Raw genomic sequence first — 17,309 nt, 5'->3', positions numbered from 1 at the left:
CTATGTCTAGTCCCAAGACACAGACAGTCTACTCCACTGCACGTGGTATTTTCGACTCAAGGATGCAAAAAAATCATGTTCAGAAAGTCTGATAAGCGTGGCGAACGCGGCGGCCCTGACCGAACGACTTGAGATAGTCGCCCAATCTGTCCCGTTCTTCGCACGCCAGTTCCAGTAATCTGGCGTCGCAGGACAGCGCGGCGCGGGCGGCTTCCTCAAGCGCGGGCGTGAGATCGGCGGGCGGCGCTTGCTGGAATAATTCCTCCAGCAAGGTCCGCCGATTGGCTTCCCATTCGGTCACTTCGTCCCAACCGCCGGCCTCGGCCAGTTCGAGCATCTCGACGCTCATCAAGCGCAGCAGCTTGATCCGCTGCGTCCAGTCGTCGGCGCTGAGGGTCACGCCGGCGCGGCCGCGCTGGCGGCCTCTTCGGCGTTGGCCGTGCCGCCGATGGCGTCCCAGGCTTCCTTGACGGGGCGCAACAGGTCGGCCACTTCGTCGAGCAGGGCGATATCCGACTTCAGATTGGCTTCCACCAACCGCCGTTGCAGGTAGTCATACAGGGCGTCCAGGTTGCCAAGCAGGCGATATCGCCGCCGGCATCGAGATTCAATCCGTCGCGCAAACCGCCGATGATGTCGATGGCCTTACCGATCTGCTCGCCCTTGGCGGCGAAATCCTGACGTTGGATGCAGCCCTTGGCGACGGCGATGCGCTCGAACGCGCCTTCCATCAACATCTGAATCAGCCGGTGCGGGCTGGCGTAAGCGGCGCTGGCTTCGGTATTGACTTGCTGGTACTGGCGCAACGCTTTGGGAATATTGGGTGTAGCCATGTCGGTTCCTCGACGGTTTTGTGAATGTCCCAACAAATGTGCAAATTGGATGCCGGTTTCAGAGTTCTACTTCGAGCTGGAAGACGCGCTCAATTGCTGGGTCAAATAATTGCCGGTGGCGGTCAGTTGGCTCACCAGTTTATCCATCGCCATGAACTGGGCACGATAGCGGCTTTCCAGAGAGGTCATCCGCGTGTCGAGCTTTTCCCGCTCGTCGCCGAGCCGATCCACTTGCTTGTTGAGGCTTTCGGTGCGACCGTTGAGCGGGCCATCGCCGCTGAGCACGTCGTTCAGCAGATTGTCCAGCCGCTGCGCGAGCCCGTCGGACAGCGAAACCTTACCGCGTTCGCCGGCGCTTCCGCCCAACACTTCGACCGCGATCCCTGTTGCGCCGCCGCCGGCTCCGGTGAGCTTGCGGCCGGAACCGGTTGCTTCACTTCCGCCGATGGTGCCTTGAACATCCTTGCCTGGGGTGCTGCCGGCAGCGCCGGTACTGAAGCCTAGAGCCGCGTTTGCCGCAGTGAATTGAATGCTGGAACTCGCGCCGTAGCTGGCCGAGGTCAAGGTAAATTTATCGCCGCTGAAACTGACGCTGACCGACGCACCGGCTGCTTTTAAGGCGGAATCGCCATTGATCTGGCTTTGCAGGTCAGCGGCCAGTTGGGCTGGGGTGAAGGTTCCCTGCGACAGGCTAATCGTGCCGGACTGCGCGCCGTTGACTTTGAGGGCGAAGGTGTTGTTACTGCTGTCAAGCGTTAAGGAGCCGGCGGTTAAGGTGACGGCGGAACCGGCATAACTACCCTGCGTCGCCAGCTGGCTGACCGCCACGGCGTAGTCGCCCGTTTTGCTGTCGTTGGTGGCGCTGGCGTACTTGACCAGCGGATCGGTGGTGCGACCGGCGCGGGCGAACAGGCCGGCGACGCCTTGCGGGTCGACCGCGACGGCTTTTTGCAGCTTGCCGCTGTCGAGTTTGAGGGTGCCGTCGCGCTCGGTGGTGATGCCCAAATCAGCCAGCGAATCCAGTTGCGGCGAGGCCCCGCTCACCATTTTACCGAGCTCGCCGCGCAGTTGGCCGAAGATGGAACGCACGCTGAAATCGCCTTGCAGCGCGCCGGCTTGCTTGGTTTCGGCGTTGTAGCTGGTCAGCGCTTTGACCGTATTGGCAAGTTCGTTGAACGCCTTGACGAAGGATTGCACGCCGCCGCTGATCGCGCTGTTGTCTTGCGAGACCGCTAAAGTGGTCGCCGCGCTGTCGGTGGATTTGAGATCGACCGTGACGCCGGGGATGGCTTCTTTCAGCGTGTTGCTGGCGCTGGTGACGGCCAGTCCGTCGATGACGGCGCGGGCATCCTGACCGGCCAGCGTTTGAATCATGTTTTTGCCGGACCCCACACTCTGAGTCGGGTCATACGCCAACAGCGATAGCCCGGCCACGTCGGCGTTGTTGCCATCGCCGTCGGCCGCCGTGATCTTTAGGCTGTTGGCCGCGCCGGTGTTGGTGGAACCCAGCACCAACCGGTAGCCGCCGCCGTCGTTGACGATGCTGGCCTGGACGCCGATCTTGGCGTCGTTGATGGCTTTCGCCAGCCCGCTTAGGGTGTTGTTGGCGGCGGTGATGTTGATGGTCTTGACCGATTGTTCCGGGTTGGCGGTGAAGGTGGGGCTGGCCTCGGTGCCGCCGTAGCTGCCGAATTGAAAGGTGAGCGTGCCGGTGCCGACTTCATCCGTCAGGCTTTTGAAGCGCTGATCGGCGGACGTGGCCAGCCGTTGCGCCTGCGCCAGTTGGTCTACCTTGACGCTGTAGGAACCCGCCGGAGCGCCGGTGCTGGCGCTGGCGGTAAACAGCTTATCGTTGGCGACCGCGGCCTTGGCGGTCGCTTGAAAAGTGTTGGCATCTTTCAGGCCGGACAGCGCGGAGCGAAAGGTCGACAGCGCGCTTTTGAAATTGCCGATGGCGGAAATTTTCGTTTGTAGCGCGGCCTCCTTGCGGTCCAGCCGCTGGGTGGCCGGTTGTCGCTCGGCCGCCATCAACTGCGTGACCAAACCGTTGATGTCCATGCCGGAACCCATGCCGGATGCCGTGATGGTCGCCATGTTACCCTCCTTGCGCTCGAACGCTTAGAGCCCGTTAAAACGCGCCGTTACAACGCCTGTAAACTCCGCCGCCCTCATGCCGTGGCGCGGAGCAACCAACCTTCCACTTTCAATCGCCCGCTTTCCTTGCCGTGCGCTGGACTTTTACCCGGAGGTCCCTGCCCCTGTTCGGCTTCCATGTCCTCGAAGAATTTAGCGAGCGCCAAGGCTTCTTCCGAGGGAATTTGCCGCACGACTTCCTTGGTTTCCCGATCCACGATCCGCACCACCATTTCCTGGTATTTGTCATCGATCTCAAATTGCAGGTTGGTGTTGTAATCGCGCAGTTTCTGGTTGAGCTGATCCACGGAATCCGTCAGTTGCTGGCGACCCGACGCGCCCGCTTGCGAATTTTTCTGCTGGCCGTTGAGATCGGGCTGCCGTTTCCATTCGGCATTGTCGGCGCTGGACGATTGGGTGACGGCGGTTTGCGGTGTGGTGAGGGGCTGGGCCACCGCGCTCTGGACCGTGGCCGGTTCGGGCGGCGTGGAACGCGCGCCGGGAGCGGTCCTGGCCAGCGCGGGGTTGGCGCCGGCAAGGCTGCTGATACTACCGATTTCGCTCATGGCGGTCCCTCCTTGAGAGAGCCGAAAGCGGGGCTTGAGCGTCTGTCTTGCTCAAGCCCCGCTCATTGCTACTTCACTGATTACCGGAGCAGCGACATCACGTTCTGCTGGCTCTGGTTGGCCTGCGACAGCATCGCGATACCGGCCTGTTGCAGGATCTGCGACTTGCTCATGTTCGCCGTTTCCGACGCGAAGTCGGCGTCCTGAATTCGCGAACGCGCGCCGCTCAGATTATCCGATACATTCTGCAAGTTACTGATCGTAGAGGTGAAGCGATTCTGGACCGCACCGAGATCAGCGCGTAGATCGTCAACGAAGGCCATGGCTTTGTCGAGCACGCTCATGGCGCTGTTGGAGCCTTTCTGCGTGGAAATATCGATGCTACCCACGTCGCTCAGAGTTGAAGCACCGGCGGTAACCGCATTGGTGCCACCGCTTGCCACGATCGAGAAGCTCTTGCCCGATTCGTAAGTCACTTTTCCACCTACTGTAACGCCACCAGTAGCAGCGGCAGCTATGGTTTGCGTACTCGATCCTTTATTACCATTAGTTAGAGCATCAGATACCGTAATACCGGCGGTCGAGCTTGCTTTACCAGCCAATGAAATATCATACCCATCTGAGTTTTCTAGAATTATTTTGCTCTTATCACCTTCGGCCAGCCTGGCGGTCACTCCGGTTTTACCGGACACATCATTGATGGCAGCCGCCAAATCCGTCAGATCACTCGTATTGCTCACGCTGGTGGAAATCGTGACGCCCGTAGAATTCTGGCCCGACAAATCGAAGCTGACCGCACCTGTGGCCGTTACTTCAAGATAGGCATCCGTCTTGGCTCGGGCCGTAACACCTGTTTCCGCAGTGACTTCGTTAACTTTAGCGGCCACATCGCGTGCCTCCATGCCGGCGGTGACATTGACGGTTTTGCTGCCCACGGACCCATTGACCACCAAACTCCCGGAAGTGACCGCGTTGGCGCTGCCGCTGGCCGTCACACCGAAAGCCGCAACAGCTGTGGTCATTTGCTGCGCACCGATCTTCGACGCCTGCGCATTGCCCATGCTGACGGAAATCGTCTGATCCGCATTGGCGCCCACCTGGAATTTCTGAGCGCTAAATGTGCCGTCCAGCAGTTTTTTGCCGTTGAAGGACGTGGTGTTGGCGATGCGGTTCAATTCCTGCTGTAGCTGTCCGACTTCTTTTTGCAGCGAAGTCCGGTCGGTACCGGTGTTGGTATCGTTGGCCGACTGCACCGCTAGCTCACGCATGCGCTGCAAGATATTGGTGGATTCCTGCAAAGCCCCTTCCGCCGTCTGCGCCAGGGAGATACCGTCGCTGGCATTGCGGGTGGCTTGATTCAAGCCCTTGATCTGGGCGGTCATGCGGTCGGCGATCGCCAAGCCCGCCGAGTCGTCTTTGGCGGAATTGATGCGCATGCCGGTGGTCAGGCGCTGCATGGCGGTATTCAGCTTATCCTGACTACCGACCAAGCTGCGCTGAGCGTTCATGGAAGAAATGTTGGTGTTGATTCCGAGTGCCATGGCCGTTTCTCCGATTATTGAGATTGAAAACTACGTTGTTGTTTGGAGTTCAGGTCTTTTTGTATCAAGATTGAACTCATCGCCTGATCTCAAGTATCGGCGGCAACGCCTGGAGCTTTAGGGTTTATTGAAAAATTCTTGTTGTCGTAAGGCTTCCTCCAGATTCCCGCGCGCCTCGGCATAGTCTGGCCGTAACGCCACCGCCCGGCGAAAACTCGCGACGGCTTCCGGCCAGCGCTTCAATTCTGAAAACACCTTGCCGAGATTGTTGCACGCCAAGACGTGACTGTGATTCAGCTCTAAGGTGCGCTGGTAGCTGGCCGCGGCCTCCTCGAAGCGTCCCAGCGCTTGCAGCGCCTTGCCCAAGTTATTGTGATAAGTATCCGCCGTTGGATTTTCTCGTAGGGCTTGGCGGATCAGCCGCTCGGCGGTTTGATGATCGCCGCGCTGCGAATAAATCACGCCCAGCAGATGCAAGGCATCGATATAACTTGGTTCGGCCTCGAACACTTGGCGGTACACGGCTTCAGCATCGTCCAGGCGCTTTTCGCGGTGCCATTCGGTTGCTTGAGCTAAAAGTTGGTTGAAAATGTGCTCGGCTTGCCGCCCTTGTCCCGCTTTCGCGCGCTGCTCGGCCAGCGCTGTCGCTTGTGTCAACGTCAGGAGATGTTCGTCAATTCGCACCGTGAGCTGCTGATCGCCACGCATCAAGCTTTGCAGTAGCTGCATGGCGGCATTACGCGAGCCGGGCGATGATTTAGACGGACCGGGGCCGCCACGTTTGGGATTTTTTCGTGACACTGGATTCACACCTTTCCTTTAACGATGGTCAGTTCACTTTTTAACTCTTTAGATCAATCTGGTAGCAACGCGCGTAACCATTCATCGAGGTGTTGATCCAACATCCAGTTGGACAAAACCCACTCGTGCAGCCGTTCACCAGCGACACGGGTCGCCGCCAAGTCATGAACGTGCTCGCGAATTGCATTGATCCAGGCTCGTGGGTTGTTAGGAACGCGAGTGACCGGCGCATTCCGGTACGGCAAAATGTCGGTGGCGATCACTGGATAACCTACTGCACCGTATTCCAGCAGCCGCAGGTTGCTCTTAGCAGTATTGAAACGATTCAGTTCAAGCGGAGCGATAGCGAGATCGAGATCGAGCGCGGACAAAGCGGTTGGATATTGATCAAAGGGAACTGCAGGATGCGCTTCGGCTACATGATATCGAAGCTTGGGCGGACACATGCCCATGAAAACCCAATCCACTTCGTTAGCGGTGGCTTCAACCACAGGTAAGATAAATTCGAGATCGCCACCGTGCTGCTGAGCACCCGCCCACCCCACTCTTGGCTTGTGACGCGCGCCTCGCGACGGCTGCAAATCTCCCCAGCGGGACCGTTCGAGAAAGTTGGGGACCACCCGGATATCGGCAATCATGCCGCGCAAGGCTTCGGCGATAGGTTCGGTGGTTACAACGGCTCTATGGCAGAGCGAAAGCCCGCGCCGTACCCGTGCTTTGGTATCTTTACCGAAATGCTTGCGGACAGCGCTTTTTTGCGGCACAGAAAACACGATGTCGTCTTGGCCAAACACTCGAAAAATATCCGGTAGCAATTCCGCATACTCTTCCAGATGTTCTAAATGAAAATCAGTGAAAGAATTTTGTAGAAATAAAACCGTAGGCTTTGCTCTGACGAGCTCTGGAACAGATGGTAAAAACCGTTTTTCACTGTTTAAGACGGGCAATAGAAAGCTGCATATCTGCTCGCTTTGTGTTAGCTCCTTAATGGGGCCGATAACTCGATATTGCCCTACACCCATTTCATCAGGGGGTAATGCGACAATTCGAGGTAATGTCTCAAAGTTAGGATGCCAAGAAACATCAAATTCATTATCGATCACCCACTCACGTTGCCGCAAGCTCAAATGACGATTATAAGCCGGATCGTTTCCAAGGCGATGAAACCATTTCTTGATGAAAGCCCTGCGAGAATTTCGATTCTTCTTCTCTCTATTGGCGTCATATTCAGACTTGAGGCTGCTACCACCATGATGGACCAACGTTACAAAAGGGGTCCAAACAATCCGAAAACCTCGTTCACCAATTTTTAGACAAAGATCAATATCATTATAAAGAATGGCGAAATCCTTTTCATCTAAACCCTCTACTTCAAAAAACAATTCTTTACGTACCAACATGCACGCGGCAGTCACCGCCGAAAAATTCTGCGTTACCTGTGCCCGGTCTAAATAACCTAGCTCTGTCATCGGCAGGCCGATACCAATATGCTCCGCAATTCCATTAAGCCCAAGAACAACGCCTGCATGCTGTATGTTCTGATCAGCATAAACCAAGCGACAACCGACCGCACCGACATCATCTCTCAACCCGATAGCAACCAACCGATCAAGCCAATTTTCCTGCAAAATAACCGTATCATTATTCAGCAAAACCAGAAACTCACCTTTTGCTTGCTGAGCTGCAAAATTATTGATCGCCGAATAATTATATTCTTGTGTATAGCGTAAAATTTTTACTCTTTTATCATGCTCTGCCAAATAGTTTAAATAACCAAAAACCATAGAATCTTTACTATCATTATCTACAATGATAACTTCAAATTTACAATAATGTGTTTTTCCCAAAAGACTTTCGATACAAGGCTGAAGCAGATCAAGATGGTTTTTGGTAGGGATAATGATCGAAACCAGCGGCTGATAAGACACGAGGTAATTTACAAAAAAACTACCTTTTACCAAGCCATGATCCACTTCCGCAGCAATATTGCATCGACTTAAATGTTGCCTAATTAAATCAATACCTTTTCTTTCGAATTGATCGGAATTATCGACTACACTATCTAGTTGATGGAAGAAGATTTCATCAATATGACCTATCGCCTTTTCACCAAAAACTTCGTAACAATATAACGCTGCTGCATAGTTAAAAGATAAAATAGATTTAAGTTCTTCGCCAACCATCAATTCCCAAAGCTCGCGGTGAATCAAACAGGCATGGCCGACATAACACGTTGAGCGCAATAAATCTAGATTAGCATTCGGTTTAAATAAAGGATCTTTGAACTGGCCGTCGCTATCAATACGATCTTCATCTAGATAAACAAAACGCCATTCTGGATGATGTGCCACCTCCGCACAAACCAGTGCCGAGAATCCTGGCTCGACGCGCAGTCCAGAAAAACCGAGCAAGAACCAGTTGCTATCAGAGTTCGCAACCACAGTGTTAACCGCTTCGGCCAAATCGATTTCTGCAATGTTAACCCAACCCAGTGGTGGCAGTGTTTCAAACAATGGATCGGGGCAGGCGGCAGGTGAAAATACCGTGAGTCGCCAGGTGCGTAGCGATTGTGCTGCGAAAGCATCAAGCGTATCAGCCAGCGCGCTATTAATACCAGAATCGACAATTAGAAGTATGTGGATATCAATCGCACTGTCGAGCTTGGCAGCATAAGCTGTCAGCCTAGCAACAGCCAAATCAGACCAGCGATGGCGTTTGAACCAATCCATCAATGAAAATGGTGATAACTGTAATTTAGGGCTAACCATATCCGAGTCAAGCCCTGTCGCCATATATATAAAATCCCGTTCAGACTTTAACCATTTATTGATTTTCTCCTGACTAAACTTTAAACCAAATAAGGCTGCGACTTGCAGGCTGAGTTCAACTGCATGTTCGTTGATATCGATATCTGACTTGGTAAAATAATCGATACGTTTGAAAGTATGGAATAACCCGCGCAGCACTACATGGCTTAGTAAAGGTGGCGAATCTGGAAGCCACTCTAGATCAAAGCAATCTGCTTCTCCATTCTTATCAATTAAAAAATTAAAGGGCGTACAATCCCACAATTCTACTGGCAAAACATGATCAGCTATTGGAATTTCAGCACTACTTAACGCTCTGCTGAAAAGATAATCGATCCAGGGTTTTGCCCATTTTGCTATTGTTTCAACTGACCATCCATCTTCAGATAGAAGTCTTGGCAGGCTGTTAAAGAGTATTTGACCATGTTTATATTTTTCTTTTTCCAAATTTTGAGTCAACGATGCCTGTTCATATAAGCCATCTGGATAGAGGCGACGCTTATGAACTACTAATTTTTCATCAACAGTTTTCTCGATAAAAGTTTCCTTTGCATACTCTGCTCGACGATTAACGCTATAAATATACGCGCACACCTTTTCAAGGTTATCCTTAAGTACTGGTGGGAGTTGATTATTAGTTGAAGCCAATATCAAAAACGAATTGGCCACACTATCTACAATGCCTTCTTCAACAATACCATACCAAGCTGATTGTTCTGAAAAAGCTCCTACGTAAGGCCGTCCTTGGGCTCGAAGAGATTGTTGTACTAAAAGATTACCCACAATCTCTGATGTATTAGGATGCTTAAGTCCTGTCTCTGTAATAATTACGTTAGGCAATTTATAATCTGGAAAAGGAAACAAAAAAGCAGGTTTTCCTAACCCCGCAACTTCAAGTAAACGCTCCAACTGTCGTCGCCCGAAAGTCACAGCCGTATTTCTTTGATAATGATCACTAATCCCAGAATAAGGAGTACCGAGATGATCTTCAGGAGCGCCAGCAAAATATTTCAGCCCAAAACGATTCTCTATTGCTATAATTAATGTACCTTCTGGTTTTAGAAGGGATCGTGCGAGCCTTAACATCTCTAATGGTGGGTTTTCCCCTGATATGAAGATGCGACTATATTCGAGCACACCAATAAGAGTAACAACATCATACAGCTCTTCATTATTAAAATTTTCTGCATTATCACAGAATACCGAAACGTTATCGAGATCTCGACAACGAGCACTAGCAATACTAGCACGGCGCAAACTTCCCTCTAAGGCTGTAACCGATGCGCCAATCTCACCCATATAACGAGTCATCGCACCACAACCACAACCAATTTCGAGAATATGCCTTTTTTTAATAAAAGGCTCGAACGGCCTTAGAAGATTGGCTCGAAGCTCACTAAAATGATACATGCTAGGCCAATCAATTATATAACGACTTAAGGCGCGACCGCGCAGGCTAAGATCTTTTGTTTTTTTAATCGAATCCAGAAGGTAATTCTCTGCCGTATCACCATCAGAATAACCAAAATATGGTGTTTTTTCTTTAGGCAAAAAAATATGTAAATCATTGCTGAAAATATATTCAGCCATATGCCGCTCCTGAATTGGTAGATCTTAGCTCAGCATCAAATGGTACTTTTTCTTGTACCTAGCTATCTTACAAGCACTTAATAGACCAAATTACTTAAATTAAAGAATTTAAAAGCTAATTTTACTAAAAATTGATGATCAGTTTTTTTAAATAGAACTGTCTGTCAGAATTTTGGCATATTGGTGAGATACGGACTTCGATGAAGAGCGGGTGAATAATTATTAAACCCATTCAGAAAAATACTAACCCGCAGGCCGCCTTCAATCGATCAAAAACGATCTTCCACGGGGAGAAAGCCATATCCGAAGCGGAGGTAGTGACTCACTTAGGGGAGCAGGCTAAATTGTACTGATGCAGGGAGAGGCGGATAACAATTTCGTGCATCAGGATGGATTTGGAAAAGGACAAGGTTTTGCGAACGAAGCGGCCTAGGCGCTGGCGCGGCGTGTTGTTGAAACGCTCGATGTGGTTCGTGAGTCCCCGCTTGGGGTAATACGCGCGATGTTGCGGGGCGGGCAAGACATTGTGATAACTCTCTAGGTGGTCGGTACAAAGTGGGCCGTGTCGGTAGGCGAGCGGGATGCGCTCCCAAAGGAGCCGGGCGGTGGCATCATCACGCGGGCCGAGCGCATAAGCCACGATCTGGCGGGTACGCCGACACAGCGCCAGCCACAGCCAGACCACCCCCCGGCGGCGATGGCCCACGAAGCTCCACAACTCGTCCAATTCTAGGGTCTCTTGGGGCTGGGCGGGAGCCAAGGTCGCCTCTAGGGGCGGCACGCTTTCGGCTTTTTTTTAAGCCACTTTGCCACCGTGTTACGCGACACCCCGAACATCCGGGTCAACCCCCGTAACGAGGTACGCTCTTGATAAGCCCTTAAAATCCGCTCTTTAGCCGCCTCCGGCTACCCCAGCGTGCAAGGGTCCTCCCGGAAACTCCGCCCGCACTCGCCACACTGATAACGTTGCTTGCCATTCCCTGTTTTCCCATGCTTGCGCTGTGCTCACTACCACAATGATAACAGTTCATCGCGCTAGCATAACCTCGCTCACCTTGGTGAGCCACTACCGAAGCGGATGAAATGGAAATACTGGCCATGCTGATCGTATCCTACTAAAACCGGCAATAGCCTAAGGGTTTGTGAAATCTTTCCCCGAGAACCGCCAAAAAGGACCGAGCTATCAAGCTGACGTTCCATGTCTGCTACAGAGTCGCCCACGCTTAGCTGGCCAATCCCGACATGCGAATGCTGGAGGCGTTCACCTTGCGAGAAGACGGTTGGTCGTTACTCGATATCTTCGAGGACGACGACTCGATTCAGGACGAGACGTTCGCGGCGGTCGCCTTTTCGCTCGGTGAGCTGTGGACCTGATACAGCAGCCTCATTTCTTCAATGCCCGCCGCTGGCTCCAAACATCTCCTCCAGACTGCCAGCCTCCAATACCCGTAGCGCCCACAGCTCCAACTGTGTTGAATCGGCTTGATTGAGCCGAGCTTCCGCCCATTCCGGCAACGGCCCAAACCGACGGGTCAGTTGTCGCCGCAACAACAATGCCTGTCCCCGCGAAATGCCTTTCTCCATGCCCTTTTCCATCCCGCGCTGGGTGGCGATCCGTTCGAAGCTACTCACATAACGCATCCGTTTTTCCTCCTCAAACTGTTGCACATCCGCCCATAACTTACCCGCACTAACGAATCCGTCCAGCGCCGTCCCAGCTTGGCGTCTCGGACCACCTTCTGCAACTCCTTGTCCAGAAAGGTATAGCCTTGCGTCCAGTCGATTCCGGCATGGGCTGTCGGGAAATAGAACTCCATAAAGGCCGGAAAGAACCGTTCCAGAACAGTCTTCCACGGGGAATCGTAGTCAGTCATTGCCGTTTTCTTTAAATGATCCTAAAAACGCCGATCCTCGGAAATACCCGCCCGCGGTGTAGCGGATCGAAACCGGAGTTTGGAACGGTAAGAAATACGGAACGCCGTGTGAGGAGAAAAGCCGCGACATCCGGCGCGGCTTTAGAAAAGTGCTATCGCATGTAATTGAATAGCGAGAGACTTTGAATGCGCACGAACGATTGTTGCGCCACTTGCAGGGTAAAGGTTTCCTGGCTCAGGCGGGTCGCGGCCTCGGCGTAGTCCAAACCACCGACATCGTTGATGGTTTGCTGGAGATGCGTGGCGAAATCTCCATTAACGGTGGTTTGTTCTTCCAGCGCTTTCAACCGCGAGCCGGCTTTGGCGCGCACGCCGGTCAGATGCTCCAGACCCTGATCCAGCGCGGCCAACCCGTTAGCCAGCGCTTGGTTGAGTTGTGCCCCTTTGGCCGGTGTGCCGCCACTGGTTTCCAGCGCGGTCGCCAGATCGTCCAGAGTTTTGAAAAAATCCTGTCGGGTCGCCGGCTGGATTGTGAACGTATCGCCAGCGGCGGGGCTACCGCTGACGGCGGTCTGCAAGCCGGCAAATTGAATGCTTCCCTCGTCCTTGTAACTTTGAGTGCTGAGAACGGCCGTACCGGTCGTGGTATCGGTCACATCGAAAGTCGTGGCGGAGGTAAAAGCGATGCTGTAGGAGTGGCCCGCAAACGCGGTCGGATCGGTGACGCTCCCGACGGCGATGCTGCCGTTGCCGGTGTTGGTGGCGGTGGCCGTCACCCTGAAACTGCCGTTGCCGTTCAGCGCGCCCCGAAAAACCTCGTCGCCTGAATCGCTCACCGGAACATCCAGCGTAGGTCCAGCTTTCACCAAGCGTTGGCCTTGATCGCCCTGATAGATCGCCTGATTGTTCGCATCCAACACGAAAGGTTGGCTGCGGCTTTGAAAGCCGGAAAACAAGTACTCGCCGTCGCCGTCCTTGGTGTTGGCCAGACTGAACATCTGACTGTGAATCTGCCGGATTTCCTTGGCGATATCCCGGCGGTCGTTATCGTTCAAGGGCGCATTGTTCGCTTGAATGGTCAATTCCCGCGTCCGCTGTAACAGCTCGCCCGCGTCTCCCAAAGTGCTTTCTTCGAGGCTCATCCGGCCGCTGGCCACATCGATATTGCGCTGGTATTGGTCGTAGCGGCCGAGTTCGTCTTTCAAGCTCAGCAAACGGGCGCTGCCGACGGGATCGTCGGAATTGGCCAAAATGCGTTGGCCGGTGGCCATTTGTTGCTGCACCTTAGCCAGCGCCATTTGCCCTCCATTCATGGCCTTGGCGCCTTGCTGGTAAAACTGAGCGGTGGCGATGCGCAACATGGTTTATCTCCTGATCGCATCCAGCAGGCTTTGGATGACGGAATCACCGATTTGAATCACTCGCGCGGCCGCCTCATAGGATTGCTGGTATTTCATCAAGTTAGCCGCTTCCTCATCAAGGTTGACGCCGGACACGCCATCGCGCGCTTGGTTCGCCTGCTCCAGCAAGGCCGTTTGCGCTTTGAGGGTACTTTGGGTAGTGCTGCCGCGCAGGCCGACCTCGGCGGTCATTTGACCGTGCAGGTCCTGCACGCTGTCGCTGCCGTTGAGCAAGGTCTTCTGGGTTTGCAAGCCGCCGAGCTTGAGCGCGTTACGGTTGTCGCCGACGCCGCCCGCGTTGGAGCCGACCTGGAAGGTGTCGCCCACCACCGGGGCGCCGGTAATCTGTACCCGCCAGCCGTTGACATCGATATCGGCGCCGCTGGTATAGCTGATCGGGGCGCCACCGTTGACGGTGTATTGGGTGGGACTGGTAAATTGAATGCTTGTGGCGCTCAGCAAATTGGGATCGCTCGCATCCAGCGCGGCGCCCGCCGAAATTTTGCCGGTTCCGCTATTGCTCTGGGCGGCGGAGGTTTTGATCGGGGCGGCGGCGGCGATTTGACGGGGATCCTGAAGGGTCGCTTTGAAGTCCCGCGCCGCCGTACCGGTCGGCTGGATGAAAAAACGAGACCCGGCGGCGGGCGCGGTATTGACGGTGATGCTCAGTCCATCCACGTTCAAAGGGCTGGAGCCGCTGGCGACGGTTTTATCGTCCGACAGGCGACGCAAGCTGTAACTGCCTCCAACGTAGGACAATTCGTAGTCGCTGGGCTGGGCCTGACCGATATCGGTGATGGCGACGCTCAAGGCGTTGCCGTCGGCGTTGTAGGTCGTGTAATCGGAATTGTTGGTGTTATTGGCGATTTTGGGGCCACCGACTTTGAAGAAGTCAGTACCCAACTGGTTGTTGAGATCCATCCCCAGCCTGTGCTGGTCGTTGACGGTTTCCGCCAAGCCGGCCGCCATCAACCCCAGTTTGTTCTGGGCGGGATCGAGCACCTGCTTCTGAAAAGCCACCAAACCGCCGATTTCGCCGCCGTTCAAAAAATCGGTGACGATGGCGCTGGTCTGCTTGAAACGGATATCCAGCTTGCGCGGGTCGGACGAGGCAGGGGCCGTTTCCAGGGCGTTGGTCTTGTAACCTTGCACCAGGGTCTGACCGTTACCGACGAATACCGTCAAGGTGCCGTCCGATTGCTCCAGGGTGCTGACCGGCGCTTTCCGGGCGAGATCGGCCACCATCTGATCGCGCTGATCGAGCAGATCGGGCGCGGTGCCGCCGGTGCCGCCCTGGGCTAGCACGATGGTTTGATTGATCTTGGCGATGCCTTCCGCCAGGGAGTTGATGTCGCCGACGGCATTGCTCAGGCTTTGATTGCTGCCCTGGCGCAAGGCATTCATCTGATTGTCCAATTCCTGAAAGCGAGCGGACACGGTGTTCGCCTGACCGAGCAGGGCCTGACGCGCCGGCAGCGACGCTGGGCTGTTGGCGACATCCTGCGCGGCGGCGAAAAATTGATCGAGCGCCGGGGCCAAGCCAGTATCGCCGGTACCGAGCGCGCCGTCCAACTGGCTGATCCACTGGTCCATCGTTTCCGACTGGGCGACGTTCGAGCTATGACCGCGAACCTGCTGGGTCAGGAAATCGTCGTAAGCGCGGGTGATGGATTGCACGCTGACGCCGGTGCCGACATACATCGGCCGCCCCGCGCTGCCGGCGAAGAACGGGATGTTGCTGCTCACCGAGGTCCGCTGCCGGCTGTAGCCGGGCGTGTTGGCGTTGGCGATGTTATGGCTGGTGGTGGCCAGCGCGCGCTGAGAGGCCATAAGCGCCGTCAAGCCGGTGCGCATAACGTCTACCATGAATCAGCTCCTTTGGCCCTCAAGACCTGGTGTGGCGGGTGCCGCCGAACATGGGAAGCTACCCCTTCACATTGGATATCGGCTGGGAAATCGCCGACTTTAGGGTTTCCAGCGCTTCATCGAAGGCCGGACCGTTCATCAGCCCCAGAATCTTTCGGGCATAGCCGGGATCGGTGGCGTAACCGGCCCGTTGCAGCTCGCGCAGGTAGGCGGAACCGTCCTGCACCGAACCCAGCGCTGCCTTATAGCGCGGATTGACCTGCAAGAACCGCACGTAATCGTTGAAGCTGTCGGCGTAGGACGGATAAGCCCGGAAACCGTCCATCTGGCGCACCGCCACGCCGTTGACGAATTCGAAGGTCGAATTGACCACCCGCTCGCCGTCCCAACCCCGGCTGGCCTTGATCCCGAACAGATTGTGGCTGGTGCGGCCATCGGCGAAACGCGGTACTGACCGGCCCCAAGCGGTTTCGTGGGCGGCCTGGGCGATCAACACTTCGGGTGCGACGCCCAGGCGGCGGGCGGCTTCCTGCGCGTGCGGCCACATCCGCCGCACGAAGGCCACCGGCGAGCCGGGCTTGAACGGCGCGTCGCTGACCGGATAGGGATTAGTTTCATTCTGGCCGGGCGCAACTTTCACCGACGAGGCTTGAACCGGCATCGCCACGTTCGAGCGGATGCGCTCCACCTGCCGCAAGGTCGCCAGCGGATCGCCGACGATTTCCGGCGATACCGGCCGCACCGGCGGGTTGAGGCTCTCGCCGCCACCCAACTGCCGGACGATGGTATCGGCCAGCCCCAATTTGCCCTGCTGGGCCATGCTCAGCGCGATTTGCTGGTCGTACATTTCGCGATACAGCCGGGTCTGGTCGCTGTCCATCAGCCCGCCACCGTCGCTAGGGCTGGCGGCACGCATACTTTTCAGCATCATCTGGACGAAGACCGCTTCAAACTGCTTGGCCGCCTCTCGGATCGCCTCGGGCGAATTTTGCCGGGCCTGTCGCCGCAAGCCGGCCAAGCCGTTTAAGTCCGTGTAGACGAAGGCGGAGTCTGTCGCGGCGACCATGAGCGACTTCCTAGCGCAGCTTGGCCTGAATCTCTTCGAAGCGTCGGATCCAGGGCTTGATGGTGGGCGTGCGGACGGTCAGTTTGGCAGCCGCGGCTTGCGCCGAAGCAGCGTCCGAATAATCCCCCTCCACCAGTGAATACCAAGGCCCGGACCGGCTGCCGGTCGAGTAATAGGCTTGCGGTTCGGCCGAAGCCGTCGCCGCCGCGATCGCCTTGAGCGTGTCCATGCTCTTGCCGCTGTAAATCTGCACGGTGTAATGCTTGGCATCACGGGCTTTCAGCCATTCCGAATCTTGCAGATCGCCCTCGGCGGCTGGTTCGGACGCGGCGCTGGCCTCGGGCGATGGCGCGACCGGAGCAGCGGGCGCAACGGGCGCGGGGGCGGCCGGCGGATTGCTGGCGGGATGACTGTTACTCGCTTGCGCTTTGGCTTCGGAGGCGAGCAGCGCCGCTTCGGCCGACGGCTGAGCCGTCGCCGGGGCGACAGTTGGAGGCTTAGGCGTTTCAGGAGCCGCATCGTGCCGGACCGGTTCGGATTTCGGCGGCGGATCGATCAAATGAGGCGGGTCGGCCACCACGGCAGGCTTTGCTGTTGTCGTCGGCGGAACCGGTCCGACGGCGGCGCGCTCCTCGAACTCATTGGCTGGATGCGCCGGATGCCGTTCGGCGGGCGCGACGGGCGCGGCCCGCGGGTGGGCCGTCGCACTGTCTGCTGGCTCGACCGAACTGGCCGAGTTGAGCATCAGCTTGATCGCGCCCGCTTGCAGCCCGAGAGCGGCCAGCAAGGTGGCGGCCAGCACTGCTGGAATCTTCCAATTGGCGGTGTTCAT

The 17,309-nt window shown here is 55.5% G+C and carries 12 protein-coding genes and 2 pseudogenes; all 14 read right to left on the bottom strand.

From position 1 onward, the window contains the following. Window positions 1–79: 79 nt before the first annotated feature. The 14 genes and pseudogenes from IPK09_16370 to IPK09_16305 all read right to left on the bottom strand — a co-directional run bounded on the left by IPK09_16370 (window position 80) and on the right by IPK09_16305 (window position 17,309). Complete coding sequence (locus IPK09_16370; protein MBK7985172.1) at window positions 80–400, bottom strand: flagellar protein FliT; 321 nt, start codon at window positions 398–400, stop codon at window positions 80–82. Further along, window positions 397–833, bottom strand: a pseudogene (fliS, locus tag IPK09_16365) (flagellar export chaperone FliS). Before fliS ends, IPK09_16370 begins: the two are co-directional and overlap by 4 nt. A gap of 66 nt (window positions 834–899) precedes the next feature. Then, on the bottom strand, window positions 900–2,927 hold the full coding sequence (gene fliD / locus IPK09_16360; protein MBK7985171.1) for a flagellar filament capping protein FliD: 2,028 nt from the start codon (window positions 2,925–2,927) through the stop codon (window positions 900–902). A 74-nt stretch (window positions 2,928–3,001) separates the two neighbouring features. Beyond that, complete coding sequence (locus IPK09_16355; GenBank protein ID MBK7985170.1) at window positions 3,002–3,532, bottom strand: flagellar protein FlaG; 531 nt, start codon at window positions 3,530–3,532, stop codon at window positions 3,002–3,004. 80 nt (window positions 3,533–3,612) lie between these two features. Beyond that, window positions 3,613–5,073 carry a flagellin gene (locus tag IPK09_16350; GenBank protein MBK7985169.1) on the bottom strand — a complete coding sequence of 487 codons (1,461 nt, stop codon included), beginning with the start codon at window positions 5,071–5,073 and terminating at the stop codon, window positions 3,613–3,615. Between the two features lie 117 nt (window positions 5,074–5,190). Beyond that, complete coding sequence (locus IPK09_16345) at window positions 5,191–5,802, bottom strand: tetratricopeptide repeat protein (GenBank protein ID MBK7985168.1); 612 nt, start codon at window positions 5,800–5,802, stop codon at window positions 5,191–5,193. 125 nt (window positions 5,803–5,927) lie between these two features. Continuing rightward, window positions 5,928–10,271: a glycosyltransferase gene (locus IPK09_16340; protein MBK7985167.1), complete on the bottom strand. Its 4,344-nt coding sequence runs from the start codon at window positions 10,269–10,271 to the stop codon at window positions 5,928–5,930. 322 nt (window positions 10,272–10,593) lie between these two features. Continuing rightward, complete coding sequence (locus IPK09_16335) at window positions 10,594–11,052, bottom strand: IS1 family transposase (protein ID MBK7985166.1); 459 nt, start codon at window positions 11,050–11,052, stop codon at window positions 10,594–10,596. After that, window positions 11,040–11,156, bottom strand: a complete 117-nt coding sequence (locus IPK09_16330) for a hypothetical protein (protein ID MBK7985165.1) — start codon at window positions 11,154–11,156, stop codon at window positions 11,040–11,042. The genes IPK09_16335 and IPK09_16330 overlap by 13 nt, the downstream gene beginning before the upstream one ends. Before the next feature lie 507 nt (window positions 11,157–11,663). Then, window positions 11,664–12,145 (bottom strand): annotated as a pseudogene (locus IPK09_16325) (DUF4351 domain-containing protein). A gap of 152 nt (window positions 12,146–12,297) precedes the next feature. Further along, window positions 12,298–13,506: a flagellar hook-associated protein FlgL gene (gene flgL, locus IPK09_16320; GenBank protein MBK7985164.1), complete on the bottom strand. Its 1,209-nt coding sequence runs from the start codon at window positions 13,504–13,506 to the stop codon at window positions 12,298–12,300. Between the two features lie 3 nt (window positions 13,507–13,509). Beyond that, window positions 13,510–15,411, bottom strand: coding sequence for a flagellar hook-associated protein FlgK (gene flgK, locus IPK09_16315; protein ID MBK7985163.1), 1,902 nt, complete (start codon window positions 15,409–15,411; stop codon window positions 13,510–13,512). A 58-nt stretch (window positions 15,412–15,469) separates the two neighbouring features. Next, on the bottom strand, window positions 15,470–16,477 hold the full coding sequence (gene flgJ, locus IPK09_16310) for a flagellar assembly peptidoglycan hydrolase FlgJ (protein ID MBK7985162.1): 1,008 nt from the start codon (window positions 16,475–16,477) through the stop codon (window positions 15,470–15,472). A gap of 10 nt (window positions 16,478–16,487) precedes the next feature. Next, the gene (locus IPK09_16305) at window positions 16,488–17,309 is read right to left on the bottom strand and encodes an SPOR domain-containing protein (protein ID MBK7985161.1); all 822 of its coding nucleotides are present in this window, start codon (window positions 17,307–17,309) and stop codon (window positions 16,488–16,490) included.

The sequence above is a fragment of the Candidatus Competibacteraceae bacterium genome, from assembly GCA_016713505.1.
In the GTDB taxonomy this organism is placed as follows: Bacteria; Pseudomonadota; Gammaproteobacteria; order Competibacterales; family Competibacteraceae; genus Competibacter_A.
The sequence above is the reverse complement of the archived record's forward strand: the minus strand, read 5'-3'. Positions and strand labels throughout refer to the sequence as shown.